The sequence below is a fragment of the Nocardioides sp. SYSU D00065 genome, from assembly GCF_017916425.1.
GTDB lineage: Bacteria > Actinomycetota > Actinomycetes > Propionibacteriales > Nocardioidaceae > Nocardioides.
In genome coordinates, this window is the sequence record NZ_JAFMSX010000001.1 from 1,687,240 (window position 1) to 1,712,436 (window position 25,197).

Below are 25,197 nucleotides of genomic sequence, written 5' to 3' on the forward strand. Positions count from 1 at the left end.
AGTCAGGGCTCGCTGCACCCGACCTCGAGCTGGTACGTCGCCAGCGGGCGCTCAGCGGTGCTGCGGCTGGGCCCGGATCAGGTCGGCGTACCACTGGAACGACCTCTTCGGGGTCCGCACGAGGGTGTCGTGGTCGACGTGCACGAGGCCGAAGCGCTGGGTGTAGCCCTCGGCCCACTCGAAGGTGTCCATCAGCGACCAGCAGTAGTAGCCGCGTACGTCGACGCCGCGCGTGATCGCCTCCGAGACCGCGTTGACGTGGGCGCGGAGGTAGTCGATGCGGGGCTGGTCGTCCACGATCCCCGACTCGTCGGGGCCCATGGTGTAGCTGCACCCGGACGCGGTGATGTAGATCGGCGGCAGCGCGGCGCGGAACCGGGCGCGGAACATCACCAGCCACTCGCGCAGCGCGTCGGGCACGATCGGCCGTCCCATGTCGGTGGTGGGGTAGCCCACGACCTCGCGCAGCTCGAAGGGCACCTCGGAGTCGTCGTCGGCGACCGCGACCTTCATCGGGTTGTAGTAGTTGACGCCGTAGAAGTCGAGCGGCTGGCGGATGGTCGCCAGGTCGCCGTCGGCGATGACGTCCTCGAACAGCGGCATCAGGTCGACGGGGTAGCGCCCGAGCAGCATCGGCTCGAGGAAGGTGCCGTTCCACAGGGCGTCGAAGATCTTGCTCGCCCCGACGTCGGCGTCGTCGTCGCTCGCGGGCCAGATCGGCGCATGGTTGTTCGCGCAGCCGATGGAGGCCGCGCCGGCCCGGCGCAGCTCGATCGCCGCGCGGCCGTGGGCCAGCAGCAGGTGGTGCACGGCGGGCAGGCAGTCGAAGTACAGCGCCTTGCCCGGCGCGTGGGCGCCCATGCCGTAGCCGAGGATCGAGGCGGCGTTGGGCTCGTTGACCGGGATCCAGTGCTCGACGCGGTCGGCGAGCCGCTCGCCCACGACCGCGGCGTAGTCGGCGAACCGCTCGACGGTGTCGCGGTTGAGCCAGCCGCCGTCGTCCTCGAGCGCCTGGGGCAGGTCCCAGTGGTAGAGCGTGGCCATCGGCTGCTGCCCGTGGGCCAGCAGCGTGTCGACGAGCCGGTCGTAGAACGCCAGGCCCTGCTCGTTGACCGGACCGCGGCCGCTCGGCTGCACCCGCGGCCAGGCGATCGAGAAGCGGTATCCGCCCGTGCCGAGCTGCTGCATCAGCGCGACGTCCGCGTCGACGCGGTGGTAGTGGTCGCAGGCGACCTCGCCGGTGCTGCCGTCGACGATCCGGCCGGGCTGGGCGCTGAAGGTGTCCCAGATGCTGGGGCCCCGCCCGTCCTCGGACACCGCGCCCTCCACCGGGTAGCTGGCCGTGCCCGTCCCGAACCGGAACCCGGGCGGCAGCATGGGGAAGTCCTGCAGGGGAGGCACATCAGCGAACATATCCGCATGAGCACGGTGCTGTACGTCGGTTCCCGGAGGTCGTCGTCGACCGCCGCTGGGCGGGTGACGCACCACTCCTTCTCCTTCGGTCCCCACTACGACCCCGCCAACCTGGGCTTCGGTCCCCTGGTGTGCCACAACGACGACCGGCTCGACCCGGGTGCGGGCTACCCCGAGCACCCCCACTCCGAGCTGGAGATCGTCACCTGGGTCCTCGAGGGCGCGCTCGTGCACACCGACTCGACCGGCGCTCGCCACGTCGTGGAGGCCGGCCACGCGCAGGTCCTGTCGGCCGGCGCGGGCATCCGGCACAGCGAGGTCGCCGACGCCTCCTCCGGACGCTGCCGGTTCGTCCAGGCCTGGCTCGCACCGAGCCGACCGGGCGGTGCGCCGTCGTACGTCCGGGGCGAGGCGCCGGCGCCGGGCACCGGGCTGGCCGAGGTGGTGGGCGGCGACGGCCTGCCGATCGGCGCCCGCGGCGCCCGCCTGCTCGTGGCCCGGCTGGCCAACGGGCAGTCGGTCACGCTGCCGCAGGACCCGCGACAGCACGTCTTCGCCGCCACCGGGGCGGCGGAGGTCGCCGGCCTCGCGCTGGGCGCCGGCGACGCGGTCCGCCTCGCCGACGAGCCTGGTCACGTCGTCACCGCGCGCGCCGACGCCGAGCTCCTGGTCTGGTCCTTCGCCTGAGCCGCGGCCGAGGCCGCGCGACGGCCGGCGCGCCCGGGTCGGCCCGGGCGCGCCAGCCGCACGAGGCAGCTACGTCCTCCTGCGCTTGGCGACGACCTTGAGGTGGAGCGTCCTGCTCGTGGCCGCGGCGTACTCCTCGCCGGCGACGACGTGCAGGCGGATCTTGTGCTTGCCGGCCTTCAGCTTCGGCAGCGTGATCGTCCGCCTGCCGGTCACCGACCGCGAGCGGACCACCTTGGCGCCGTCGTACACCAGGACCGTCGACGTGCCGGCGGCGCTGATCGCGACCCGGACCTTCGCCTTCTTCCCGACGGCGACCTTGGTCCTGACGAGCTTGGCGGTGACGCTCGGCGCTGCCTTCGCCACCTTGAGCGTCGCCGTGGCGGCGCTCGCGCTGACCGTCGGCGAGCCGGCGTACGACGCCGTCACCAGGTGGGTGCCCACCGGCGTGCCGGCCGGCAGGGTGACGGTGGCCGTGCCGCCGGCGAGGGTGCCGGTGACGCTCGTGCCTGCGACCTCGACGGTGACGGCGCCGGTGACCGCGGCGTCCGCAGCGACGGTGACGGTCGCCGTGGTGGCGGTGCCGTACGTCGTCGCGGTGGACCCGAGGCTGACCGAGGTGGTCGACGCTGCCGGGCCGCTCCAGGCCAGGGCCGGGGCGAACTCGGTGCGCACCGCGGCCTTGGCCTGCTGCTCGACGGCGTAGGCGTAGCCGAGGACGGCGGCGTCGTCCCAGGCCCGACCGACGATCTGCACGCTGTTGGACTGTCCCTCGTCGTTGGCGCCGATCGGCAGGATCGCCGTCGGAAGGCCGACGCTCTGGGTGATGACCCCCGAGGCCCGGTCGGAGCTCATGATCGCCGAGGAGGCGTCGTTGTTGCCGACGCTGCTGAGGAAGCCCGGGTAGATCACCGCGTCCACGGACCGGCCGAAGGCGGTGTCCATCCACGTGTCGGCGTTGACCTTGTAGGCGTCGCGGCGGGCCAGGAGGTTGGCGACGCTCGTGTCGTCCATCGGGTTGTAGCTGTAGTTGCTGGAGACGTTGTAGGGCAGGTTCGCCTGGTTCTCCAGGAGCTCCTCCGCGGTCATCGGGAAGGTCGCCGGACGCTCCTCGGCGATGTAGCGCTCCCAGCCCTCCGAGCCCGCGTTGCCCGTGGTCGGGCCGACGGCCGGCGGGTTGGTGGGCGCCGTCGCGGCCCCCGCGGGCAGCGCGACGAGCGTGCCGCCCGCCGCCTCGATCGCGGCGCGGGCGTCGGCCAGCGCCACCGCGCCGGCGTTGTCGTCGACGATCGCGGTGGAGGCGAAGGAGGTGGGCACGTAGCCGATCACCTTGCCCTGGAGGGAGTCGCTCCTCAGCGACGACTTCCACTCGGCCGGGCGCAGGCTGTTGTCCACCCGGCTGGTGAGCAGGTCGTCGGGGTTGTTGCCGGTCGCCCGCGTCGAGGTGGCGTCCAGCAGCGACGCCACGTCGGTGACCGACTTGGCCATCGGGCCGGCGTAGTCGGTCGCCCACGTCAGCGGCATGACGCCGTTGGTGCTGGCGAGACCGTCGGTGCCGCGGAACGTCGTCAGGCCGGCACCGGTCGACGGGGCGTACAGCGAGACGCCGGTCTGGGTGCCCATCGCCGCGGCCGCGAGGTCGGCGGCGACCGCGGTGGCCGAGCCGCCGCTGGAGCCGAACGACGTCTTGGAGGGGTAGAGCGCGTTCCAGACCTGCTTGAAGCCGCTCTCGCTGAAGGAGCCGGAGTTGGCGAACTCCGAGAGCACGGTCTTGCCGATGATCACGGCGCCGGCCTCGCGCAGCTTGGCGACCTGCCAGGCGTCCTTCTCGGGCTCCCAGTCCTTCAGGGCGAGGGTGCCGCCCGAGGTGGGCATGTCCTTGGTGTCGTAGATGTCCTTGAGCGCGATCGGGATGCCGAGCAGGTCGCCGGTGCGACCGGCCCGACGCGCCTCGTCGGCGGCGAGCGCCTGGGCGACCGCGTCCTTCGCCACGGTGATGAACGAGTGGAAGCCGAGGGCGCCGCCGTCGTAGGCCTCGATCCGGTCGAGGTAGGCCTTGGTGACCTGGACCGAGGTGACCTTGCCCGCGACCATGTCGGCCTGGAGGTCCGCGATGGTCTTGCCGGTGACGTCGTAGGCGACGTCGGTGGTGTGCTGCACCTCCTCCGCGGCGGCCGGCAGCTTCAGCGGCTCCGCGCCGGCGCAGGCGGTGGCGTACGGGGCGAGGTCGAGGTTCTGCAGCGTGCAGATCTCGTCGATGCTGAGCGCCGAGAGGTCGGGCGCGGTCGCCAGTGCGGCGGTGTCCGCCGCGATCTGGGTGGTGTCGCCGAGCGCACCGACGACGACGTACTGCATGAGGGACTCGGTGGCGCCGGGCTCGATCGTGAGGGTACGGACGAAGCCGAGGTCGTTGGCCCGGCTGCCGGTCGGGACGTACGCCGTGCGGAACGGGTTCGACTGCTGGTCGCCCAGCGACGTCACGCCGGTGCCGACGACGACCCCGGTGGGACGCGTGTTGCCCGGGGTGGTCGCGGCGACCCAGGTGTCGGCCGGACCGACGGCGGCGTCGCCGCTGCTCGAGGCGCTGATGGTGGCCTTGTTCGGGCTGGTCGTGGCCGTGAGGCCGGAGCCCAGCGAGCCGCCGAAGGACACGTCGATGACGATCGAGCTGGTCGAGGTGTTGGTGAAGGTGTCGAAGAAGCTCGTGGCGTTGCGCGCCGCGCTGACCTGGACCTTGCGGGTCATCAGCACGTCCCCGAGACGCACCGACCGCGTGGACGCGTAGGAGCCCGGCGCGGTCGCCGTCAGGCCGAAGCCGCGCATCATCTGGTCGTTCATCCGCGGCTCCTCGCCGGCGGGCGCGTCGACGTGGACGAAGAGGTTGCCGAAGCCCTCCATCCGGGACCCGCTCACGTTGCGGATCGAGCCGGTGTCGAGGCCGGGGCGGCGGGCGTCGTTGATGTTGATCGTCGCGCCGTTGGCGGTGGCGACGCTGGTCAGCGCCTGCGCGGTCGGCGTGAGAGTGAGGGTGCCGACAGCGACCGCCGCGATCGCCGGCAGGGCGACCAGGCGGGCGGCGCGGCGCCCGGGGGTGAGGAAGGACATGTGGGATCGAGCGCCTCTCGGGGGGACGGGGATGGCGCTGCATGTCTAGAAGCCGGACATGTCGGCGGACGGCGGCCTGCATTTCGCCCATGTAACGTTTCAAGAGGGCGGCCCCCAGCGGCGGCGCCGCCCTACGGGATCAGCACACCCGGGTTGAGGATGCCCCGCGGGTCGAGCTCCGCCTTCACCGCGCGCAGCATCCGGACCCCGGCCTCGCCGACCTCCTGCGCGAACCACGGCTTGTGGTCGGTGCCCACGGCGTGGTGGTGGGTGATCGTGGCGCCGGCGGCGATGATCGCGTCGCTGGCCGCCGACTTGGCGGCCGCCCACTGCGCGACCGGGTCCGCGTCCTCCCGGGCCGCGACGGTGAAGTAGAGCGAGCACCCCGTCTCGTAGACGTGCGAGACGTGGCACAGCACCAGCGCCCCGGCGCCGAGCGCGGCGCCCAGCGCGTTTCGCACGTCGGCGTGGAGTCGCGCCCGGTTCGACCAGAACGTGGCCGTCTCCAGGGTCTCGACGAGCACGCCGTGGTCCAGCAGCGCGTCGCGCAGGTACGGCGCGGCGAACCGTCCGCGCGCCCACGTCTCCCCCGGCTCGGTCCCGAGCGCCGTGCCCCCGAGCCCGCCCAGGACGGCCGAGACGGCGGCTCGCCGCGCCTCGACCTGCTCGGCGCTGCCCTCGTAGCCGGTGACCATCAGGCAGCCAGGGTCCTCGCTCGCGCCGATCGAGGACGGGTCGGCCAGGTTGATCGCCGTCTCCGCCTCGTCGGAGAGCCGCAGCACCGTGGGCAGCAGCCCGGCCTGGGCGAGGGTGCGCATCGCGTCGCAGCCGGCGTCGAACGACGGCCAGCGCCAGGCCTCGTACGTCGTGGCCTCGGGTGCGCGGCGTACGCGGACGGTGACCGCGGTGAGGACGCCGAAGGTGCCCTCGGAGCCGAGCAGCAGCTGGCGCAGGTCGGGGCCGGCCGCGCTCGCGGGAGCCGAGCCGAGGTCGAGCGACCCGGTGGGCGTGGCGACCCGGAGGCCGACGACCATCGCGTCGAAGCGGCCGTAGCCGGCGCTGGCCTGGCCGCTCGAGCGGGTCGCGGCGAACCCTCCGATCGAGGCGTGCTCGAAGGACTGGGGGTAGTGGCCGAGGGTCAGCCCGTGGGCGGCGAGCAGCTCCTCCGCCTCCGGGCCGCGCAGGCCCGGCTCCAGCGTCGCGGTCATCGACACCGGGTCGACCGCGAGGAGTCGCCTCATCCGACCCAGGTCGAGGCTGACCAGCCCGGCGTAGCCGTCGCGCCGGGCCGCGAGGCCACCGCTGACACTGGTGCCGCCACCGAAGGGCACGACCGCCACCCGGTGCTCGTCGGCCCAGGCGAGCACGGCCGCCACCTCCGCGTGGCCGTCGGGACGGACGACTGCGTCGGGCGCGTCGCCGAGGTCGCCCGCGCGGGCCCGCAGCAGGTCGGGGGTCGACTTGCCGCGGGCGCGCAGGACGCGGGTCGCGTCGTCGACGATGACGTGCTCGTCGCCGATCGCCGCGCGCAGGGCGTCGAGCACGGGCTCGTCGAGTGCGCTCGGCGCAGGGGCGGTGTCGGTCGCGAGCGGGCGGTCCTGCAGGCCGAACGCGAGCTCGACCAGCTCGAGCGCCGACGCCGCCAGGCGATGGGCGGCGGCGGGGTCGCCCCAGCGCTGCGGGTGCATCTCGGGGACCGGGGTCGGGGACATGCGTTACAGTGTGACATATGTCGTCACTTCGTCACACGGCTGACCCGCGTCTCGACGCCTACCTCGACGCGGCGCGCGAGTGCATCCTCGACGTGGGTTGGCGGCGTACGACGCTCACCGAGGTGGCCCGCCGCGCCGGGGTCTCGCGGATGACGATCTACCGCGCGTGGTCCGACATGGGCTCGCTGCTGGGCGACCTGATGACCCGCGAGTGGGTCGGCATCGCCGCGGCGACGCGCGTCGCCTCGGCGGACACGCCCACGCCCGCCGGCATCGCGGCTGCCGCCGTGGCCACCGTCCGGGCGCTGCGCGACAACGAGCTGTTCCTCCGCATCGTCGAGCTCGACCCCGACCTGATGCTTCCCTACCTCCTCTCGCGACCGGGCCGGTCGCAGGAGGCGCTCGTCGACCTCCTCGCCGCCGAGATCGCCCGCGGCCAGGAGTCGGGCGCCATCCGCGACGGCGATCCGCTGCTCATGGCCCGCTCGCTGACGCTGGCCGGACACGGTTTCGTGTTCTCCGCGATGACCATGACCGACGCGGCTGTCAGCCTCGAGCAGCTCGACGAGGAGTACGCCCGCCACGTCGCCGCCTCCCTCGCCCCGACCACGTGACACCGGGCGCAGTGGCGCGCGGCGACCTGGCGCCGGTCCGGATCATCCCGGGCCTGGCCGGCGCCCCGGACGAGGTCGACGTGGTGGTCGTGGGCCTCGGCATCACGGGCGTCGGTGTCGCGCTCGACGCCGTGACCCGCGGACTGAGCGTGCTGGCCGTCGACGCCCACGACCTCGCCTTCGGCACCTCGCGGTGGTCGTCCAAGCTCGTGCACGGCGGCCTGCGCTACCTCGCGCAGGGCCAGGTCGCGATCGCCCACGAGAGCGCCGTCGAGCGCGGCATCCTCATGGCCGTCACCGCTCCCCACCTGGTCCGCCCGCTGCCGATGCTGACACCGCTCGGCGACACCATGCCCCGGCGGCGCGCGGCGCTGACCTGGGCCGGCCTGCACGCCGGCGACCTGCTGCGCCGCACCGCGCGGACGTCGGCGCGCACCCTCCCCCGGCCGCGCCGGCTCAACGCCACGGAGGCCCGCAGCCTCGCGCCGTCGCTGCGCGCCGACACCCTGCGCGGCGGCCTGCTCGCCTGGGACGGTCAGCTCGAGGACGACGCCCGGCTCGTGGTGAACGTGGCGCGCACCGCGGCGGCGTACGGCGCCCACGTGCGCACCCGCGCCCGGGCCACCGCAGCGACGGGCACGAGCGTCGAGCTGCGCGACGAGCTCACCGGCGGCAGGACCGTCGTCGGCGCCCGCGCCGTCGTCAACGCGACGGGGGTGTGGGCCGGGGACCTCGACGACCGGGTGCGGCTGCGTCCGAGCCGCGGCACCCACCTCGTCCTGCGCGGCTCGGCGCTGCACACGCGCGTGGCGGTGGTGGTGCCGATCCCCGGGGCGCGCGCCCGGTTCGCGATGGTCCTCCCCCAGCCCGACGGGACGGTCTACGTCGGACTCACCGACGAGCCGGTCACCGGCCCGGTGCCCGACGTGCCCGCGCCGAGCGCGGCCGAGGTGGACTTCCTGCTCGACGTCGTCGCCCCCGTCTTCACCGACCCACCGACCCGCAGCGACGTCGTGGGGTCCTTCGCCGGCCTGCGACCGCTCCTCCAGGTCGACGGCACCGACGCCACCGCCGACCTCTCGCGCCGGCACGCGATCCTCACCTCGGCCACCGGCGTCACCACGGTGGTGGGCGGCAAGCTGACGACGTACCGCCGGATGGCCGCCGACACCCTCGACCACCTCGTCGCCGCCGGCCGGCTCCGGGCCGGTCCGTGCCGCACGGCGGCGCTGCCGCTCCGAGGCGCCGGCACCCCCGCGCAGCTGCGCCGCTGCCGCGCGCCCGCCCGCCTCGTACGCCGCTTCGGCACCGACGCCGAGCTGGTCCTGGCGACGGCCCGGGAGGTCACCGGGCTGCCCGACGACGAGCTGCTGGCACCGGCCGCGCCGGACGTGCCCGTCACGCTCGCCGAGCTGGTCTTCGCGATCACCGACGAGGGCGCGCACGACGCCGACGACCTGCTCGACCGCCGCACGAGAGTCGGCCTCGTCGAGGCCGACCGGGCCGTGGCCGCGCACCTCGCCGAGCGCGCACTCCGGCTCGTCGCGGCCTCGCGCTCGGCGCTGTCGCGGACGCCCGGCGAGGCGTGACGCGGGCGACAGTGAAATCCGCCGACAACTTCGCTCGATCGTCGGACAGGACGCCCGTCTGGTGGGAAGGTTCTCTGCGGCGCGCCCCTTGCTGACCCCATGCGGCAAGGGGCGGCCAGTCCAGCCGGTCCAGTGGATCGGCGCCAGCAGGTCCCCTGTCGGCTCGGCCCGGGTCACTCGACGGTGACCGACTTGGCCAGGTTGCGCGGCTTGTCGATGTCGTGACCCAGGTGTCGCGCGGCGTGGTACGCCAGCAGCTGCAGCGGGATGGTCAGCAGGATCGGGTCGAGCTCCGGCTCGTTGCGCGGGACGACGATGCGGCGCGCGCCGACCTCTCCCAGGTCCACGTCCTCGTGGGTGACGACCACCAGGGGTCCCTGCCGGGCGGCGATCTCGTGCAGCGCGCCGACGTTGCGCTCGGTCAGCTCGTCGTGCGGCACCAGCGCCACCGTCGGCACGTCGGGGTCGATGAGCGCGAGCGGGCCGTGCTTGAGCTCGGAGGTCTGGTAGGCCTCGGCGTGGCGATAGCTGACCTCCTTGAACTTCTGCGCGCCCTCTCGGGCGACCGGGAAGCCTCGCACGCGCCCGACGAAGAACAGGCTGCGCGCGGCGGCCAGCTCCTGGGCGACCTCGACCAGGGCGTCCTCGCCGTCGAGCACCTCCTGGATCTGGCGCGGGAGGCGTTCCAGGCCGGCCACCAGCCGCTTGCCGTCGGCGATCGACAGGTCGCGGACCCGACCGAGCTGGAGGGCGAGCAGCGCGAAGCCGAGGAACATGTTGGTCAGCGCCTTGGTGCTGGCCACCGCCACCTCGGGCCCCGCGTGGAGGTAGATGCCACCGTCGCACTCGCGCGCGATCGCCGAGCCGACGACGTTGACCAGGCCGACGCAGCGCCCGCCCTTGCGGCGCACCTCCTGGACGGCGAGGAGGGTGTCGATGGTCTCGCCGGACTGGCTCACCGCGACGTAGAGGGTGTCGGGCTCGATCACCGGGTCGCGGTAGCGGAACTCGCTCGCCGCCTCGGCGTCGGCCGGGATCCGCGCCAGCTCCTCGATCAGTGCAGCGCCCATCTGCCCGACGTAGTAGGCCGAACCGCAGCCCAGGATCTTCACCCGCCGCACGGCGCGCAGGTCGCGGGCGTCCATGTCGAGGCCGCCGAGGTGCGCGGTGCCGAAGCGCTCGTCGAGCCGGCCGCGCAGCACCGCCTGCGCGGTGCTGGGCTGCTCGAGGATCTCCTTGCGCATGTACGACTCGTGCTCGCCGGCCTCGTACGCGGCGGCGTCGACGTCGACCTGCGTCGCCGTCTTGCCGGTGGAGGCCAGGTCGCTGTGCCGCATGGTGCTGAAGCCGGCGGCCGTGACGGTGGCCATCTCGCCGTCGTCGAGCATCGCGACGGTCGTGGTGTGGCGCACGATCGCGGCGAGGTCGGAGGCGACGTACATCTCCTTGTCGCCCACGCCCACGACCAGCGGGCTGCCGTTGCGGGCCACGACGATCCGGTCGGGGAAGTCGGCGTGCAGCACCGCGAGGCCGTACGTCCCCACGACCGCGCCGAGCGCGTCGCGGACCTTGCCCTCGAGGGTGTCGGCGCCGCTGCGGGCGACGAGGTGGGCGAGCACCTCGGTGTCGGTGTCGCTGACCAGCGTCACCCCGGCGTCGGCGAGCCCGGCACGCAGGGCGGCGGAGTTGTCGAGGATCCCGTTGTGGACCACGGCCACCCGACCCGACTCGTCGGTGTGCGGGTGGGCGTTGACGTCGGTCGCCGGGCCGTGGGTGGCCCACCGGGTGTGACCGATGCCGGTGGTCCCCGCGAAGCGGCGCGGCAGGGCGCCGGTCAGCTCGCGCACGCGTCCGGCCTGCTTGGCGACACGGAGCCCACGGCTGCCGAGGACCGCGACGCCGGCCGAGTCGTAGCCGCGGTGCTCGAGACGGGTGAGTCCCTCGAGGACGACGGGCGCCGCGTCCTGGCGGCCGATGTAGCCGACGATTCCGCACATGCTGGGTGGTTCCTTCCGGTAGGGCTGCAGGTCGGGGGGCGCGAGGGGCCTAGCCGTAGACGATCCGCCGCAGCTGCCGCTCGGAGAGGACCGGTGGCGCGACGACGCGCTCGGCCAGCTCCGCGGCGATGCGCTCGAAGATCTCGGGGTTCTTCGCGCCGTACGTCTTGAGCCGCGCGTGCCGCTCGCGGACGTACTGCTCGACCGGCTGGGCGTGGAACGCCACCACGTCGTCGATGACGCGCGCCGCCTCGCCGGGGGTGAGCGTCGTCGTGGCGACGAGGTGGGCGACGAGGGCGGGGTCCGGCACGAGGTCGAGTGTGGGCAGTCGAGCGAGAAGCAGCAACTTCCTGCCCGAAATCGGGCAGGAAGCGCTCGATTGCGCGTTTCCACCGCCGTACACCGCGTCCCCATCGGTCACAGAGGGAGCACCGATGCCGCTCAGGGCACCTGCCGACCCGCCAGGTGGAGCGCGCACGCCCATCTCGGCGACCTATTTGCGCTCCGGTGGGGACGTGCTACCTTAGGTGAACAGAAAGTGAACGCGAGGTGTCACATGAGCAAGCACAAGATGTCCGACGCACCGGTCTGCACCTGGGTCGCCGTGACGGATGCGTCGGGACGCACCCACATGGAGGCCCGCTGGTCCTGCGCGACGACCGTCGTCAGCCAGGCCGCCTGACCGCTGTTCCCCGTCGAGCCACGCCCATGCAGGGCGTGGCTCGACGCATGTCCGGAGAAAGTCGGCGGCACGCGGGAATGAACTGGCCTCGTCGTCCGTTCGGGTGGTTGAATCTTCTACCAACAACCTCAAGGAGCTCCTCATGACCACCGACTTCGATGCCCCCACCACCGCCCTCGACACGCTCACCGGCGACTACACGATCGACGTGAGCCACAGCCGCCTCGGCTTCGTGGCCCGCCACGCCATGGTGACCAAGGTGCGCGGTCAGTTCGGCGCCTTCTCCGGCACCGCCCACGTCGACGAGTCCGACCCCGCGGCCTCTAAGGTCGACATCTCCATCGACGTCACCTCGATCGAGACCGGCAGCGCGGACCGCGACGGCCACCTGAAGTCCGCCGACTTCTTCGACGCCGAGCAGTTCCCCGCCATCACCTTCACCTCCACCGACGTGTCCCGCGACGGCAACGAGTGGACCGTCGCCGGCGACCTCACCATCAAGGGCGTCACCAAGCCGGTCAGCATCGACTTCGAGCAGACCGGCTCGGCTCGCGACCCCTTCGGCAACCTGCGCGTCGGCTTCGAGGGCGAGACCACCATCAACCGCAAGGACTGGGGCCTGACCTGGAACGCCGCGCTCGAGACCGGTGGCGTCCTCGTCTCCGAGAAGATCAAGCTGGAGTTCGACATCTCCGCCATCCAGAGCGCCTGAGCCTCGATCCCGAGCCTCGACCCCTGACCCGGAGCATCGGTCGGGGTCCCTTCATCCGGGGTCCCCGCGCCGGAAGGCCGGAGCCAGCACGCCGACCGGGCGCCTCTCACCGAGGCGCCCGGTCGCTGCGTCTCGACCGTCTCGACCTGGCGTGGGGCCAGGTCAGCGCGGCCTGCCCTGGTAGCCGCCCTTGCGGTGGCCGCCGGGCCGCGACCGCGGCGGCCCGCCGTCGGTCTTGATCTCGATGAGCTTGCCCGAGATGCGGGTCCCGGCCAGCCGGTCCAGGGTGCCGGCGGGCAGGTTCGCCGGCAGCTCGACCAGAGAGAAGTCCGGCTTGATCGAGATGTAGCCGAAGTCCCCGCGGGAGAGCCCGCCCTCGTTGGCGAGGGCGCCGACGATCTGGCGCGGCTCCACCTTGTGGCGCTTGCCCACCTCGATCCGGTACGTCGCCATCGGCTGCCCGCTGCGCGACTCCCGCGGGGCGCGCTCGGCCCTGCCGCCGTGGCTGGGCCGCTCCTCGAAGGAACGGCTGCGCGGCTCGGGCTCCGGGTCGAGCAGCAGCGGCTGCTCCCCGTGCATGACCGCGGCGAGGGCGGCGGCGACGTCGACCTCCGCGACGCCGTACTCGGCGACGTAGTGCGAGACCACGTCACGGAAGAAGTCGATGCGCTCGGGCTGTGCCAAGGCCTCGGTGATCTGGTCGTCGAAGCGCGAGAGCCGCGTGGCGTTGACGTCGTCCACGGTGGGCAGCTGCATCTGGGTCAGCGGCTGGCGGGTGGCCTTCTCGATCGCGCGCAGCAGGTGGCGCTCGCGCGGCGTCACGAACGCGATCGAGTCGCCGCTGCGGCCCGCGCGACCGGTGCGGCCGATGCGGTGGACGTAGGACTCGGTGTCGGTGGGGATGTCGTAGTTGACGACGTGGCTGATCCGCTCGACGTCGAGCCCGCGGGCCGCGACGTCGGTGGCGACGAGGATGTCGAGCTTGCCGGCCTTGAGCTGGTTGACCGTCCGCTCGCGCTGCACCTGCGCCACGTCGCCGTTGATCGCCATCGCGGAGTAGCCGCGGGCCCGCAGCTTCTCGGCCAGCGTCTCGGTCTCGTTCTTGGTCCGGACGAAGACGATCATCGCCTCGAAGTTCTCGACCTCGAGGATGCGCGTCAGGGCGTCCACCTTCTGCGGGTAGGACACGATGAGGTAGCGCTGGGTGATGTTGGTCGCCGTGGAGGTCTTGCCCTTGACGGAGATCTCCACCGGGTCGTCGAGGTAGTTCTCCGCGATGCGGCGGATGGTCTTGGGCATCGTGGCGGAGAAGAGGGCGACGTCCTTGTCGGACGGGGTGTCGGCCAGGATCGTCTCGACGTCCTCGGCGAAGCCCATGTTGAGCATCTCGTCGGCCTCGTCGAGGACGAGGAAGCGCAGCTCGCTCAGGTCGAGCGTGCCCTTCTCGAGGTGGTCCATGATCCGGCCCGGGGTGCCGACCACCACGTGCACGCCGCGACGCAGGGCGGAGAGCTGCACGCCGTAGCCCTGGCCGCCGTAGATCGGCAGCACCTTCACGCCGGGCAGGTGCGCGGCGTAGCGCTCGAAGGCCTCGGAGACCTGGAGGGCGAGCTCGCGGGTCGGGGCCAGCACGAGCGCCTGCGGGGTCTTCTGGTCCCGGTCGAGCCGCGACAGGATGGGCAGCGCGAAGGCGGCGGTCTTGCCGGTGCCCGTCTGGGCCAGCCCGACGACGTCGCGACCCTCGAGCAGCGGCGGGATGGTGCGCGCCTGGATCGGGGAGGGGGTCTCGTAGCCGACGTCGGCCAGGGCCCGGAGGACCTCGGCGGAGAGGCCGAGGTCGGAGAAGGTCTGCTCGGGCGCTGCGGGCTGTTCGTCACTCACCCCTCCAACGGTAGGGCCTCGGCAGGGATTCGGGCATTCCCCGCTCAGCCGTGCGGACGGGATAAGCGCGCGACATCACCCCGCGTGAGGCAGCACACTCGTCCCATGCCAGCCCAGATGCCTTCCTCGACGGACCTCGCCCTTCCCGACGGCCTCACCACCCGGCCGCTGCGGCCCTCGGACGCCCGTGCCGTGCACCGGTTGATCGCCGCGCAGGAGCTGGCGGACATCGGTGAGGTGGTGATCGAGGAGGCCGACATCGTCAGCGACTGGGCCAAGCCGAGCCACGACCTGGGGTCCCGCTCCATCGCCGTCCTCGACCGCGACACCCTGGTCGCCTACGCCGAGCTGATGGGCGCCGACCGGGCCGACGCCGCCGTGCTGCCCTCGCACCGCGGGCGTGGGATCGGGACCTGGCTCGCCCACTGGCTGCAGGACCTCGGCCGGCGGGTCGGGTCGAGCGCCATCGGCATGCCAGTCCCGCAGGGGTCCCCGGGCGACCGGCTGCTGGAGGGACTCGGGTTCCGGGTGCGGTGGACCAGCTGGGTCCTCAAGCTGCCCGAGGGGGCGACGATCCCCGAGCGGGAGCTGCCGCCGGGGTACGTCGTCCGGGCGGCGGCTCCCGAGGAGCTGCGCGCGGCCCACGACGTGCTCGAGGACGCGTTCCTGGAGTGGTCCGAGCGGGCACGCGAGCCGTTCGCGGACTTCGAGGCCGCGACCTCGGGGCGGCCGGGCTTCGAGCCGTGGAACCTGCGTGTGGTCCTCGACCCCCGCGGGGTGGTCGTCGGGGTCTCGCTCGTCCTGGTGTCGGAGGACGGCACCACCGGCTACGTCGACCGCCTCGCCGTGCGCCGCGACCAGCGCCACCGCGGCCTGGCCCAGGCCCTGCTGGTGGACTCCTTCGCCCAGGCCCGCGCGCACGGGACCTCGACCTCCGAGCTGAGCACCGACTCGCGCACCGGGGCGCTCGCGCTCTACGAGCGCGTGGGGATGGTCGTGGACAGCGTGTGGGTCAACCGCGGCATCGATCTCGCGCCGCCCGCGGAAAGCGCGTCCTGACGAGTCGGCGACAAAAGTTTCCGCTCAATCCGTATGGTCTAGACAGGTCGTCCACCGGCACGGACAAGGCTCCCGCCCACGCGGGTCCTGCCCTTACGATCGAGCGACGCCGATCGGGCGGCGCCACACAGGGGCGTGGGGCCCCTGCTTCAGCTTCGGTGGGGGTTTGACGTGCAGGATCTACACGCACTGGTCGTCGAGGACGACCCGGACATCTCCTCGGCGCTGGTCGAGACCCTCGAGGGCGCCGGCTTCCGCGTCACCTCGGCGCACGACGGCCGGACGGCGGTGGACGCGGCCGCCGCCGACCCGCCCGACCTGGTCACCCTCGACCTGACGCTGCCGCACATGGACGGCATCGAGGTGTGCCGGCGCATCCGCGAGAGCAGCGACTGCTACATCGTGATCGTCTCGGCGCGCTCCGACGAGGTGGACAAGCTCATCGGGCTCGAGGTCGGCGCCGACGACTTCGTGCTCAAGCCCTTCTCGCCGCGCGAGCTGCGCGCACGCGTGGCGGCGCTGTTCCGGCGCCCGCGCTCGACCGCGGCCGCCAGCGAGGACTCGCCCGCTCGCGGACCGCACGTGCCGGTCCCCTCGCAACCCGCCGACGAGCCGACCACGATCCAGTGCGGCGCCGGCCTGGTGATCAACTCCGCGCGGCGCGAGGTGCAGGTCGACGGCACGATCGTGGACCTGACGCGCATCGAGTACGACGTGCTGGAGTACCTCGCCACGCACCTGTCGCGCGTGTGCACCCGCGAGGAGATGGTGCTCGCGATCTGGAGCAGCGCGCTCACCCACGACCACCACCTGGTCGACGTGCACGTCGCCAACCTGCGCGGCAAGCTGCGCCGTCACTCCGACGCCACCTGGATCCACACCATCCGCGGCATCGGCTACCGGATGGACCGCGAGGCCGACCCGCACGACCGACGAGCCGGCGGCGGCCCCAACCTCGTGGCGCGCTTCGACGCCGAGGACTGGGCCCGCGGTCTCGACTTCTGAGGGCGCTCGTCCACCGTCTGTCCACCCAGGTTTGCGACGGGCTGCGCGGGGTACATGAACTCTCAACTTGGGAGCAGCCGGATGATGTACGAACGCACCGCCGTGGTCGTCGAGGACGACCACGATGTCGGCGACGCCATCTCCGCCCTGCTCGACAAGGCGGGCTTCGACGTCGTGGTGGCGCACACCGGCGCCGAGGCACTGTCGCTGATCGCCGAGCGGCGTCCTGACCTCGTCACGCTCGACCTGACGCTGCCCGACATCGACGGCGTCGAGGTGTGCCGCCAGGTCCGCACCCACAGCGACTGCTACGTCATCGTGGTCAGCGGACGCACGGGCGAGGTGGACCGGCTCCTCGGCCTCGAGGTGGGCGCCGACGACTACCTGGTCAAGCCGTTCTCGATGCGCGAGCTGCAGGCGCGGGTCGCGGCGGTCTTCCGCCGACCCCGCAGCTCCGACCCCGCGCTCGTCGAGCGCCTCTCGATCCCCACCGGGATCCCGACCGCGCGCCCCGAGGTGCCGCCGGTCCCGGGGCCGCGCCCGGCGCCGGTGCCCGTGCCGGTCGGGTGCGACGACCTCACTCTCAACCGCGGGGCCCGGGAGGTCCGGGTGGCCGGCGAGGAGGTCGACCTCACTCGCACGGAGTTCGACCTCCTGGCCCACCTGGTCAGCAACGCCGGCGTCGTCGTGCCACGCGCAGAGCTGCTGCGCGCGGTGTGGGACACCGAGTTCGTCCCGGACAGCACCCACGTCGTCGACGTGCACCTGGCCAACCTGCGCCGCAAGCTGCGCAAGGCGGCCGCCGACAACCAGTGGATCCGCACCATCCGTGGGGTCGGCTTCCGGTTCGACCCGTGCTGCACCTGAGCAGAGCGGCCCCGCTCAGCGGGCCGACTCCCGCAGCGTCGCCCCCCGTGCGCCGCGCACCGTCAAGGACGCACTGACCAGCGCGACCGCGCCGAGCACCGCGGCCGCGAGGAGCGCGAGCACCGCGAGGCGCAGCGGCGAGATGGCTGCCACGAGGGCCGGGGTCGTCGGGTCGTCGGCGTAGCCCAAGGTGATCGTGCGCAGCACGACCCACTGCGCCAGTGAGCCGGCCAGGATGCCGGCCAGCGCCGCGCTGCCGAGCACCACCGCGAGCTCGCGGACCACCGCGACCATCACCGAGGACCGCGGCACACCGACCACCCGCAGCGCGGCAGCATCACGCCGCCGGGCCGGCAGCTGCACGGCCGCGCTCACGAAGAGCCCGGCCAGCGCCATCAGCAGCACCAGCGCGGCGACCACGCCGTACAGACGCAGCGCCAGGGCGTACGCGCTCTGGTCGAGCACGTGCCGTTCGCGTGCCAGGGTCGTGCCGACGCTGAGGCCGGCCTCCGAGAGCGCGTCCGTGATCGCAGGAGGCGTGCCCTCACGTGCGAGCACGCGGACGGTCATGAGGTTGTTGTAGACGGGCCGGTCGGTGAGGAACGAGGAGTAGTCGACCAGCAGGCCGGTGGGGCCGGTGAACGGCATGCCCTCGATCTCGGCGACCCGGTCGACCGGGATCAGGCCGTAGCCCTCGTCGAGCTTGTCGATCGCCCGGTCCTGCACCCGCGGCCCGGCGAGCGCGGGGCGGTTGCGCGTGAGGCCACCCGCGGTGATGCGGGCCATCCCCACCGAGTCCCCGGTGTCGACGGTCATCTCGAGCACGCCGTCGGACTCCTCCATCTCCAGGATGGACGACTGCACCGACGGGTCGGGGGTCGGCGTCCAGCCCGCTCCCTCGATGGCAGCCGGCGCGCGTTGCCCGTCGACGCTGACCTCGAGGACACGCAGCGAGCCGGACATCGCCGTGGTCGTGCCGGCGCCGCCGCCGAGCGTCATCCCCTCTAGCGGGCACCCGCTGCGACAGAACGGGACGGCCACCGACCGGGTGCTCCGACCCTCGGGGAACGGGCCGAGGTACGCCTTGAGCGGGCGGCCGTGTCGACTGCCGAAGCGCACCTCGACCGCGAGCCCGCGGTCCATGCCGGCCCGGTTGTCGATGGTGAGGCTGAGGCGCCTGCCCTCGATCGTGGGCACTTCACCCGCGGGTGCGATCACGTCGACGACGTCGCCGACCTCCAGGCCGGGACTCCAGGTCGGGGGCCAGAGGGCAACCTGCTCGAGCCGGCTGCTGTCGACGATCGAGAAGTTGGCAGCCGGGTTGGCGGCACTGGCAGCCGCCATCACCCACTCGCCGTCCGGGTCGACGCGACGGGTCAGCTCGATCGCCTCGGCCAGGGTCAGCGTGGTCGACCACGTGGTGTGCGCCGGCGAGGCCGTCGCCGCGACGCTGGTGCGCCACGTGGCAGCGGAGTCGTACACGCCGGCGCCGAAGACCGCCACCGCGATGGCGGCCGTGATCGGCAGGATCACCAGCGTGCCCTCCTGGCGTCGCGAGATCGCGCGGGAGGAGACGAAGCCGCTCAGCGAGCGGCCGCGCGAGCGGCCGGTCCACCACGTGGCGAGGACGGCGGTGAGGCGGGTGGCGGCCAGGCCGGCGACGACCGCAAGCAGGACCGGCAGGACGAGGTCGGTGGCGTCCGGCTCGTCGCGTCCCCCGGACGACAGCTTGCTGGCCAGGGTCGCCACGGCGAGGGCGACGAGGCCGAGCTGCGCGACGACGGACCAGCGGCGGGCGGCGACCGGTCGGCGTACGCCGGCCAGCTGGGAGGCGAGCGACTCCCGCACCACCAGGCCGACGGCCACGCAGGCGACCGCCCCGGCGGCCAGCAGCACCAGCGCGGCGGCGGCCCAGCTCGCCGCGGGCAACGGCAGCGGCAGGCCCGGGACCAGCCAGCTACGCACCAGCACCACCGAGAGGCCCACCCCGAAGGCCACGCCCAGCGGGGTCGCGAGCAGCAGCAGGACCACCGGCTCGGACAGGCCCAGGCCCCACAGGCGGCGGGCGGTGACCCCGCGCAACGAGGCGAGGGCCAGCTCGGGCACGCGCAGCTCGCTGGCCGCGTTGAGCAGCCGCATCAGCAGGGCCAGAGCGACCAGGACGAGGGACAGGACCGCCGGGGCGATCGAGCTGCGCGCCGTGGACTGCTGGAACCGGACCTCCGCGACCACGTCGGCGAGGGAGTTGGTGTCGTCGGCACGCAGGGTCCCGCCGGGCACGTCGACCGTGGCGTCGCGCGGCACCGCCGAGGCGGCGCGCGCGGCTTGGTCGAGCTGCGCGGGGGTGAGGTCGGCCGGCACGTCGAGGTGGGTGTCGACCCGGACCGTCCAGGCGCCTGCCGCGACCACGGTGTCGTCGGTGGTGAGGAGCGGCGCCGGCGCGTAGGGCTGGTAGCCGCCCTGGATGCTCGTCTGCTCGTTGGTGCTGGTCAGCCGGCCCGGGATCAGCCACTCGTCGGCGGCGACGGGGGTGACGTAGGAGCCGACCACGACGACCTCGTCGAGCGCCGGGCGGGGCAGGCCGAGCGCGGCGACACCGCTCGGCTCGAAGATCGCGAGCGGCAGCGGCTCGCCGATCTCGGCGCCGGTCTTCTCCACGTCGGCGGCCAGCATCAGCACCTCGCCGGGAGCCTCGGGGCAGCGGCCCTGGATCTCGAGCGTCTCGCAGGCACCGGCGCGCGACCAGAAGGTCACCACGCCGCGCAGGGCGCTGAACCGCTCGGACTGTGCGATCGGGACCGGCTCGCGCCACGGACCGGGCGACAGCTCGCGTGACGCCGCGACGGCGTCGCTCTCGGCCTGCTCGAGCGGCACCCCGGAGTCGGGGGTGAACACCCGGCTGAGCCCGGTGAGCCCCGGCGGCGTCTCCTGCAGGCGGGTGACGACGTAGGAGTTCGTGACCGCCTCGGAGAACACCGGCCCGAGCACCGCCGAGCCGATCGCCAGGGCGGTCAGCAGCACCGAGCCGGCCGAGAGCAGGGCGCGGGCACGCAGGCCGCGGACGATCGCGCCGAAGAGCTGCGTCATCGGCCCTCCTCCTCGCGCAGCAGGCTGGGCCGGGTGGTGGCCGGACGCACCGCGCGCGCGCGGCCGCCGACCACGACGACCGCGCCGGCCGCGAGCACGCCCGACACCACCAGCGGCCACGCGTGCGGGGCCGTGTCGAGGGGCAGGGCCGCCACCGGCGCCGACATCAGCGGCAGGCCGTCGAGGAGCAGCGTCACCGCGAGCCAGCCGCCCACCACGACGGCGCCCAGCACGAGGACCGTCAGGCCGGCCAGCTCGGTGCGGCCCGCCTGTCGCGCCGTGCCGGCGGAGATGCCGAGCACCCGCAGCGACGCGACGTCGCGTCGGTAGTCGCGCAGGTGGCGCGCGACGCCGGCGCCGAGCGCCAGCAGCGCGACGAGCGCGCACGCGACGGCGGTGAGGGCGTACGCCACGGCCTGGGCCCCGCCGGAGCGCTCGGCCAGCGACGTACGGACCTCGGCGTGGGTGCGCCACGACGCGCCGGTGGCCGCGGCGACCTCGTCCAGCACTGCCGCCGGGGTGCCCTCGCGGGCGACGACCTGCACCTCGGCGGCGGGGACCGTGGGACCGGAGCCCGCCGCGGACGCGCGGATGTCGGAGAGCAGGCCTCGCGTGCCGAGGAGCGGCAACGACCGGGCGAGGCCGACCACGTCGGTCGGCCGGTCGTCGCCACCGAGGTCCAGTGCCTGCGGGGTCTCCTCGCCCGCGACGAGCACCGCCACGGCGTCGCCGGACGCCTCGAGACGCAGCTCCGTGGCGGCGTCCGGGAGCAGCGCCGCCTGCAGCCCGTCGGGCCGGTTGACCGCCAGCGGGTCGGGCGCCTCGTAGCCCGGGAAGAAGCGGTTGTCGAGCGAGCCCTGCACCGACGCGAGGTCCGGCACCCAGACCTGGTCGACGAGGTCGGTGCCGCCGACGACCACGCTCTCCAGGAGCACCAGGAAGTCGCGGCGGTCGAAGAACGCCTGGTCGTCGCGGCCCACCTGCAGGGTGGTGATCGTGCACCCGCCCTCGCACTCGGGCACCGGCACCGAGCCGGTCACGGCGGCGCCGTCGCGCGGCACCCGCAGACGTACGGCCGCGGAGCCGGAGACGTTCGCCGACGTCACGAAGCCCACGGTGACCTCCGCCCGCCCGCCGCCGGACTGCGTGCGGTCGCCGCCCGGGCCGACGAAGGTCCGGGGCGCCGGCACCTCGATGCCGGAGACCGCGACGGCGAGCCGGCCGCCGGAGACCTGCAGCGGCTCCGCCGAGCCGTCCAGCAGGTGCACCGCCTCGGACGCCGCACCGGCCGGCGTGTCGTCGTAGAGGTCGCCCACGACCGCGTCCCAGCGGCGGGCGTCGACGTACGCCCTGCGCTCGCCGAGGCGCTCCTCGTTGCGGACGACGGCGCTCGCCATCAGGTGCCTGGCCTCCGGGTCCACCCGCTCGGTGAGGCCGACGGCGCCCATCGCGCCGAGCGCCGTGGCGTCGATCGTCCGAGCGCCCGGCACCTCGACCGTGGCCTGCTCGCGGGTCCAGTCGGCCACCGAGACAGCACCGGTGAGCGCCAGGGACCCGACGACGGCGGCCGCCACCACCAGTCGGATCGGGGTGACCAGGTCGTCGGCGCGGGCCAGCCGGCGAGCGGCGAGGAACGCGCTCAACCCCCGGGCCGCGGTGGCCGGGGTGAGCCCGCGGGCCGCGAGGCGCACCGTCCAGATCGCGACCTGTCCCAGGGCCAGACCGACCAGCGCCGGGCCGAGGAGGACCACGACGTCGGGGTCGCCCGAGGCCTCGCGGCTGCGGTACGCCGCCACGCCGGCGCCGACGAGCACGAGCAGGCTGAGGAAGACCGCCAGGGTGGTCGCCCGGCGCGGACGCCGGCGGCTCGAGACCTGCACCGCGAGCGGTTCGCGCAGCGCGGCACCGGCGGAGAGGGCGACGATCAGCAGACCGGCGCCGGCGATGCCGGCGGCGGCCAGGAGGGCGGATCGGCCGAGGGCGGGCGCTGCCTCGTCGAGCCAGGTGCGGGTGCCCAGGGACGTACCCACGGCACCGAGGGCGAGGCCGGCGCCCGCGCCCAGCAGGATCGCCGCCAGCGGCTCGGCGAGGAGGAAGCGCCACAGGCGCACGCCGTGGATGCCGCGCAGCCGAGCCAGCCCGACCTCCTCGCGGCGGGCCGCGGCGAGCTCCGCGCCGATGCTGGGCACGGCCACCGCGCCGATCAGCAGCAGCGGCGCCGTGAGCCATCGCGACGTGCCGGCGGCCTCGGCGAACTGCAGCACCGTCACCGCCCCGCCGACGACCACGACGGTCATCAGCACCAGGGTCGCCAGGGCGCCCCGGCGGCTCCAGGAGCCCCGGAGGAAGCGGCTCACGCGCTGGCCCTCCGAGAGGAGGCGCTCACCGGACCACCCGGCCCTCGTCGAGCGCGATGTGGAGGTCGCAGGCCTCGACGACGGCGGGGTCGTGGGTGGCCACGACCACGACGGCTCCGCGCGCCGCCTCCTCGCGCAGCTCGGCCAGCACGACGGCGCGGTTGCCCTCGTCGAGCTCGGAGGTCGGCTCGTCGGCCAGCAGGACGTCGGCGGCGACCACGAACCCGCGGGCGCAGGCCACGCGCTGCATCTGGCCGCCGGACAGCTCCTCGACCTGGCGCTCGCCGAGGTCGGCGATGCCGAAGCGCGCCAGCGCCGCCTCGGCCGCCTCGTCGGCGTCGGCCGGCGCGGCCCCGCGGGCACGCAGCGCGATGGACACGTTCTCGCGGGCGGACAGGATCGGGACGAGCCCGTAGACCTGCAGGACGAACGCGACCGCGGGAAGGGGGTCGCCGCTGCCGGTCCAGACGGGCCGGCCGTCGAGCTTGGCGGTGCCCGACGTCGGCTCGAGCAACCCGCCCGCGATGGACAGCAGGGTGGTCTTGCCGGAGCCGCTCGGCCCGGACAGCGCGGTGACCTTGCCGGCCGGGAAGGCGACGCTGACGTCGTCGAGGAGCGTGCGAGTGTTGACGTAGGTGATCGAGTCGAGCCGCAGCCCCGTGCGCTGGGCGGGGCGCTCCTGCGTGGGGGTGCTCGTGCCGGTGCTCACGCCGGTCCCTCGCTGCTGGCGCGGGTGACGACGATCCGGCCCTGCTCGTCGTCCTCGAAGCGCACGAGCGTGCCCGGTGGCCACTCCGCGGCGAGGTGCCCCGGCAGGTGCAGCACGCCGTCCTCGCCGACGACGGCGTACTCCGAGCCGCCGTGGCCCTCGGCCCCGACGCGACCGCCCTTCATGGTCACCGTGCGCGGGAAGGTGGCGGCGACCTCGGGCTGGTGCGTGACGACGACGATCGTGGTGCCGAAGTCGTCGCCGAGGGAGTGGATGAGGTGCAGGACATGGTCCCGGTCGGCGTGGCTGAGCTGGCTGGTCGGTTCGTCGGCGAGGAGCAGGCGCGGCCCGGTGGACACGGCGCAGGCGAGCGCCAGGCGCTGGCGCTGGCCGCCCGACATCGTGGAGACCACCTGGTCCGCCTGCTCGCTCAGCCCGACGCGGTCGAGCAGCTCGGTGTCGGGCAGCGCGTCCTCGCGCTCGGCGGCGGACAGCGAGAGCCGCGCGAAGGCGATGTTCTGGCGCGCGGTGGCGTACGGCAGGAGGTTGCGGGTGGCGCCCTGGAGCATCGTGGAGACCTGCCGCGAGCGGATCCGCGCGAGGTACCGCTCGCCCATGCGCGACACCTCCTCGTCGCCGAGGAAGATCCGGCCCGCGCTGGGTCGCTGGATGCCGCCGAGCAGCGCGAGGAGCGTCGACTTGCCCGAGCCGCTCGGCCCGAGGAACGCGACCCGCTCACCCGGACGGATGGTCAGGTCCACGCCGCGCAGCGCCACGACGTCGTGGCCGCCGAACGTCTTGTAGAGGTGGACCACCCCTTCGCAGCGGATGCCGAGTCCGCCCGTGCGGGTCTCCTCGACCGCTGTCGCGCTGCCCCGCACCACTCCCCCGATCGTCTTGAACGGCTTCAACATACATAAACCGCAGTACGTTGAGCGCATGGTCATCCGCATCGCGCTGGTCAACGACGACGAGGTCGTCGTGCGCGGTCTCGAGGCGATGATGCGCAGCTACACCCACCGCGTGGAGGTGGTCCCCCTCGTCTCCGGGACGCCCCTCGGCCAGCCGGTCGACGTGGCGCTCTACGACACGTTCGGGATGGGGCTGGCCAACGACTCGGCGGTGCGCCGGCTCGTCGAGGACCCGAAGGTGCGCCGGGTCGCGGTGTACACGTGGAACTTCCAGCCGTGGCTGACCCGCGACACGCTCGAGCAGGGGGTGCGCGGCTACCTGTCCAAGAGCCTGCCCGCGGCCCGCCTCGTCGACGCGCTGGCCGCGATCTCCGCCGGCGAGGTCGTCGTCTCGCCCTCGCGCGGGCGGTCCTCGCTCGTCGGCGGCGACTGGCCCGGCCGGGAGGAGGGGCTGACCGCCCGCGAGGCCGAGGTGCTGTCGCTGATCACGATGGGGCTGAGCAACCAGGAGATCGCCGAGCGCACCCTGCTCTCCCTCAACTCGATCAAGTCCTACATCCGCTCGGCGTACCGCAAGATCGACGTGGACTCGCGCTCGAAGGCGGTCCTGTGGGGCGTCGAGCACGGGATGCGCGCCGACGGCGTACGCCGCTCCGCCGACTGACCGGCCTCCGGCCCGCGCCCGCGTCCGGCGGTGCTGGGGTCCGGCCTTGCGTGTTGCGATCCCCGGCTAGCTGTACTGATCGGGCACGTTGGTCGAGATCGTGTGACGACACGATCTGAATGAGCTTGGAAGGCGAAGACCTCCGG

At 73.7% G+C, this 25,197-nt stretch carries 19 protein-coding genes; 9 read left to right on the forward strand and 10 right to left on the reverse strand.

Translation table 11 applies throughout. The annotated features are described in order from the left end of the window. Positions 1 to 51: 51 nt before the first annotated feature. Positions 52 to 1,401, reverse strand: coding sequence for a GH1 family beta-glucosidase (locus tag J3P41_RS08010; protein WP_307861885.1), 1,350 nt, complete (start codon positions 1,399 to 1,401; stop codon positions 52 to 54). Positions 1,402 to 1,419: 18 nt separating this feature from the next. Between J3P41_RS08010 and J3P41_RS08015 the strand changes: the two genes are divergently transcribed. After that, the gene (locus J3P41_RS08015; protein ID WP_210649639.1) at positions 1,420 to 2,100 is read left to right on the forward strand and encodes a pirin family protein; all 681 of its coding nucleotides are present in this window, start codon (positions 1,420 to 1,422) and stop codon (positions 2,098 to 2,100) included. 69 nt (positions 2,101 to 2,169) lie between these two features. Here the strand turns inward: J3P41_RS08015 and J3P41_RS08020 are convergent, their stop codons facing one another. Beyond that, positions 2,170 to 5,205: an amidase family protein gene (locus tag J3P41_RS08020; RefSeq protein ID WP_210649640.1), complete on the reverse strand. Its 3,036-nt coding sequence runs from the start codon at positions 5,203 to 5,205 to the stop codon at positions 2,170 to 2,172. Positions 5,206 to 5,336: 131 nt separating this feature from the next. Then, positions 5,337 to 6,917: an FAD-binding oxidoreductase gene (locus tag J3P41_RS08025; RefSeq protein ID WP_246861489.1), complete on the reverse strand. Its 1,581-nt coding sequence runs from the start codon at positions 6,915 to 6,917 to the stop codon at positions 5,337 to 5,339. Between the two features lie 17 nt (positions 6,918 to 6,934). Between J3P41_RS08025 and J3P41_RS08030 the strand changes: the two genes are divergently transcribed. Both J3P41_RS08030 and J3P41_RS08035 read left to right on the forward strand, forming a co-directional pair. Continuing rightward, positions 6,935 to 7,531 carry a TetR/AcrR family transcriptional regulator gene (locus J3P41_RS08030; protein ID WP_210649641.1) on the forward strand — a complete coding sequence of 199 codons (597 nt, stop codon included), beginning with the start codon at positions 6,935 to 6,937 and terminating at the stop codon, positions 7,529 to 7,531. Beyond that, positions 7,528 to 9,120, forward strand: a complete 1,593-nt coding sequence (locus tag J3P41_RS08035) for a glycerol-3-phosphate dehydrogenase/oxidase (RefSeq protein ID WP_307861886.1) — start codon at positions 7,528 to 7,530, stop codon at positions 9,118 to 9,120. The genes J3P41_RS08030 and J3P41_RS08035 overlap by 4 nt, the downstream gene beginning before the upstream one ends. A 173-nt stretch (positions 9,121 to 9,293) precedes the next feature. On the opposite strand, the gene glmS is transcribed toward J3P41_RS08035, so the two are convergent. Together glmS and J3P41_RS08045 are read right to left on the reverse strand one after the other, a co-directional pair. After that, positions 9,294 to 11,117: a glutamine--fructose-6-phosphate transaminase (isomerizing) gene (glmS, locus tag J3P41_RS08040; protein ID WP_210649642.1), complete on the reverse strand. Its 1,824-nt coding sequence runs from the start codon at positions 11,115 to 11,117 to the stop codon at positions 9,294 to 9,296. A gap of 49 nt (positions 11,118 to 11,166) precedes the next feature. Then, a complete protein-coding gene (locus J3P41_RS08045; RefSeq protein WP_210649643.1) occupies positions 11,167 to 11,427 on the reverse strand; it encodes a hypothetical protein in 261 nt (86 codons plus the stop codon). Between the two features lie 246 nt (positions 11,428 to 11,673). Here J3P41_RS08045 and J3P41_RS18935 point away from each other — a divergent pair, with 246 nt between their 5' ends. Both J3P41_RS18935 and J3P41_RS08050 read left to right on the forward strand, forming a co-directional pair. After that, entirely contained in the window at positions 11,674 to 11,799 is a 126-nt protein-coding gene (locus J3P41_RS18935; protein WP_282594804.1) for a hypothetical protein, read from the forward strand. Positions 11,800 to 11,941: 142 nt separating this feature from the next. Continuing rightward, entirely contained in the window at positions 11,942 to 12,511 is a 570-nt protein-coding gene (locus J3P41_RS08050) for a YceI family protein (protein ID WP_210649644.1), read from the forward strand. Between the two features lie 162 nt (positions 12,512 to 12,673). Here J3P41_RS08050 and J3P41_RS08055 read toward each other — a convergent pair whose 3' ends face one another. Then, positions 12,674 to 14,392 (reverse strand): DEAD/DEAH box helicase, encoded by a 1,719-nt coding sequence (locus J3P41_RS08055; protein WP_210649645.1) that lies wholly within the window; start codon positions 14,390 to 14,392, stop codon positions 12,674 to 12,676. 105 nt (positions 14,393 to 14,497) lie between these two features. On the opposite strand from J3P41_RS08055, the gene J3P41_RS08060 reads away from it, so the two are divergent. The 3 genes from J3P41_RS08060 (at position 14,498) to J3P41_RS08070 (ending at position 17,323) form a co-directional block, all read left to right on the forward strand. After that, on the forward strand, positions 14,498 to 15,451 hold the full coding sequence (locus J3P41_RS08060; RefSeq protein WP_246861490.1) for a GNAT family N-acetyltransferase: 954 nt from the start codon (positions 14,498 to 14,500) through the stop codon (positions 15,449 to 15,451). A 171-nt stretch (positions 15,452 to 15,622) separates the two neighbouring features. Then, a complete protein-coding gene (locus J3P41_RS08065) occupies positions 15,623 to 16,456 on the forward strand; it encodes a response regulator transcription factor (RefSeq protein ID WP_210649646.1) in 834 nt (277 codons plus the stop codon). Positions 16,457 to 16,540: 84 nt separating this feature from the next. Beyond that, entirely contained in the window at positions 16,541 to 17,323 is a 783-nt protein-coding gene (locus tag J3P41_RS08070; protein WP_210649647.1) for a response regulator transcription factor, read from the forward strand. Positions 17,324 to 17,338: 15 nt separating this feature from the next. Here J3P41_RS08070 and J3P41_RS08075 read toward each other — a convergent pair whose 3' ends face one another. The 4 genes from J3P41_RS08075 to J3P41_RS08090 are packed head-to-tail and all read right to left on the reverse strand — an operon-like array spanning position 17,339 to position 24,390. Then, on the reverse strand, positions 17,339 to 20,410 hold the full coding sequence (locus J3P41_RS08075) for an FtsX-like permease family protein (RefSeq protein WP_210649648.1): 3,072 nt from the start codon (positions 20,408 to 20,410) through the stop codon (positions 17,339 to 17,341). Continuing rightward, a complete protein-coding gene (locus tag J3P41_RS08080) occupies positions 20,407 to 22,767 on the reverse strand; it encodes a hypothetical protein (RefSeq protein ID WP_210649649.1) in 2,361 nt (786 codons plus the stop codon). The genes J3P41_RS08075 and J3P41_RS08080 overlap by 4 nt, the downstream gene beginning before the upstream one ends. Positions 22,768 to 22,792: 25 nt before the next feature. Continuing rightward, positions 22,793 to 23,476, reverse strand: coding sequence for an ATP-binding cassette domain-containing protein (locus J3P41_RS08085; RefSeq protein ID WP_210649650.1), 684 nt, complete (start codon positions 23,474 to 23,476; stop codon positions 22,793 to 22,795). Continuing rightward, a complete protein-coding gene (locus J3P41_RS08090; protein WP_210649651.1) occupies positions 23,473 to 24,390 on the reverse strand; it encodes an ABC transporter ATP-binding protein in 918 nt (305 codons plus the stop codon). Before J3P41_RS08090 ends, J3P41_RS08085 begins: the two co-directional genes overlap by 4 nt. A 25-nt stretch (positions 24,391 to 24,415) precedes the next feature. On the opposite strand from J3P41_RS08090, the gene J3P41_RS08095 reads away from it, so the two are divergent. After that, the gene (locus J3P41_RS08095; RefSeq protein WP_210649652.1) at positions 24,416 to 25,051 is read left to right on the forward strand and encodes a response regulator transcription factor; all 636 of its coding nucleotides are present in this window, start codon (positions 24,416 to 24,418) and stop codon (positions 25,049 to 25,051) included. Positions 25,052 to 25,197 lie beyond the last annotated feature (146 nt).

Coding starts and splice junctions, on each gene's coding strand:
- J3P41_RS08015 (WP_210649639.1), top strand. CDS start 1,420: ATGAGCACGGTGCTGTACGTCGGTTCCCGGAGGTCGTCGTCGACCGCC.
- J3P41_RS08020 (WP_210649640.1), bottom strand. CDS start 5,205: ATGTCCTTCCTCACCCCCGGGCGCCGCGCCGCCCGCCTGGTCGCCCTG.
- J3P41_RS08025 (WP_246861489.1), bottom strand. CDS start 6,917: ATGTCCCCGACCCCGGTCCCCGAGATGCACCCGCAGCGCTGGGGCGAC.
- J3P41_RS08030 (WP_210649641.1), top strand. CDS start 6,935: ATGTCGTCACTTCGTCACACGGCTGACCCGCGTCTCGACGCCTACCTC.
- glmS (WP_210649642.1), bottom strand. CDS start 11,117: ATGTGCGGAATCGTCGGCTACATCGGCCGCCAGGACGCGGCGCCCGTC.
- J3P41_RS18935 (WP_282594804.1), top strand. CDS start 11,674: ATGAGCAAGCACAAGATGTCCGACGCACCGGTCTGCACCTGGGTCGCC.
- J3P41_RS08050 (WP_210649644.1), top strand. CDS start 11,942: ATGACCACCGACTTCGATGCCCCCACCACCGCCCTCGACACGCTCACC.
- J3P41_RS08060 (WP_246861490.1), top strand. CDS start 14,498: ATGCCAGCCCAGATGCCTTCCTCGACGGACCTCGCCCTTCCCGACGGC.
- J3P41_RS08070 (WP_210649647.1), top strand. CDS start 16,541: ATGTACGAACGCACCGCCGTGGTCGTCGAGGACGACCACGATGTCGGC.
- J3P41_RS08075 (WP_210649648.1), bottom strand. CDS start 20,410: ATGACGCAGCTCTTCGGCGCGATCGTCCGCGGCCTGCGTGCCCGCGCC.
- J3P41_RS08090 (WP_210649651.1), bottom strand. CDS start 24,390: ATGTTGAAGCCGTTCAAGACGATCGGGGGAGTGGTGCGGGGCAGCGCG.
- J3P41_RS08095 (WP_210649652.1), top strand. CDS start 24,416: ATGGTCATCCGCATCGCGCTGGTCAACGACGACGAGGTCGTCGTGCGC.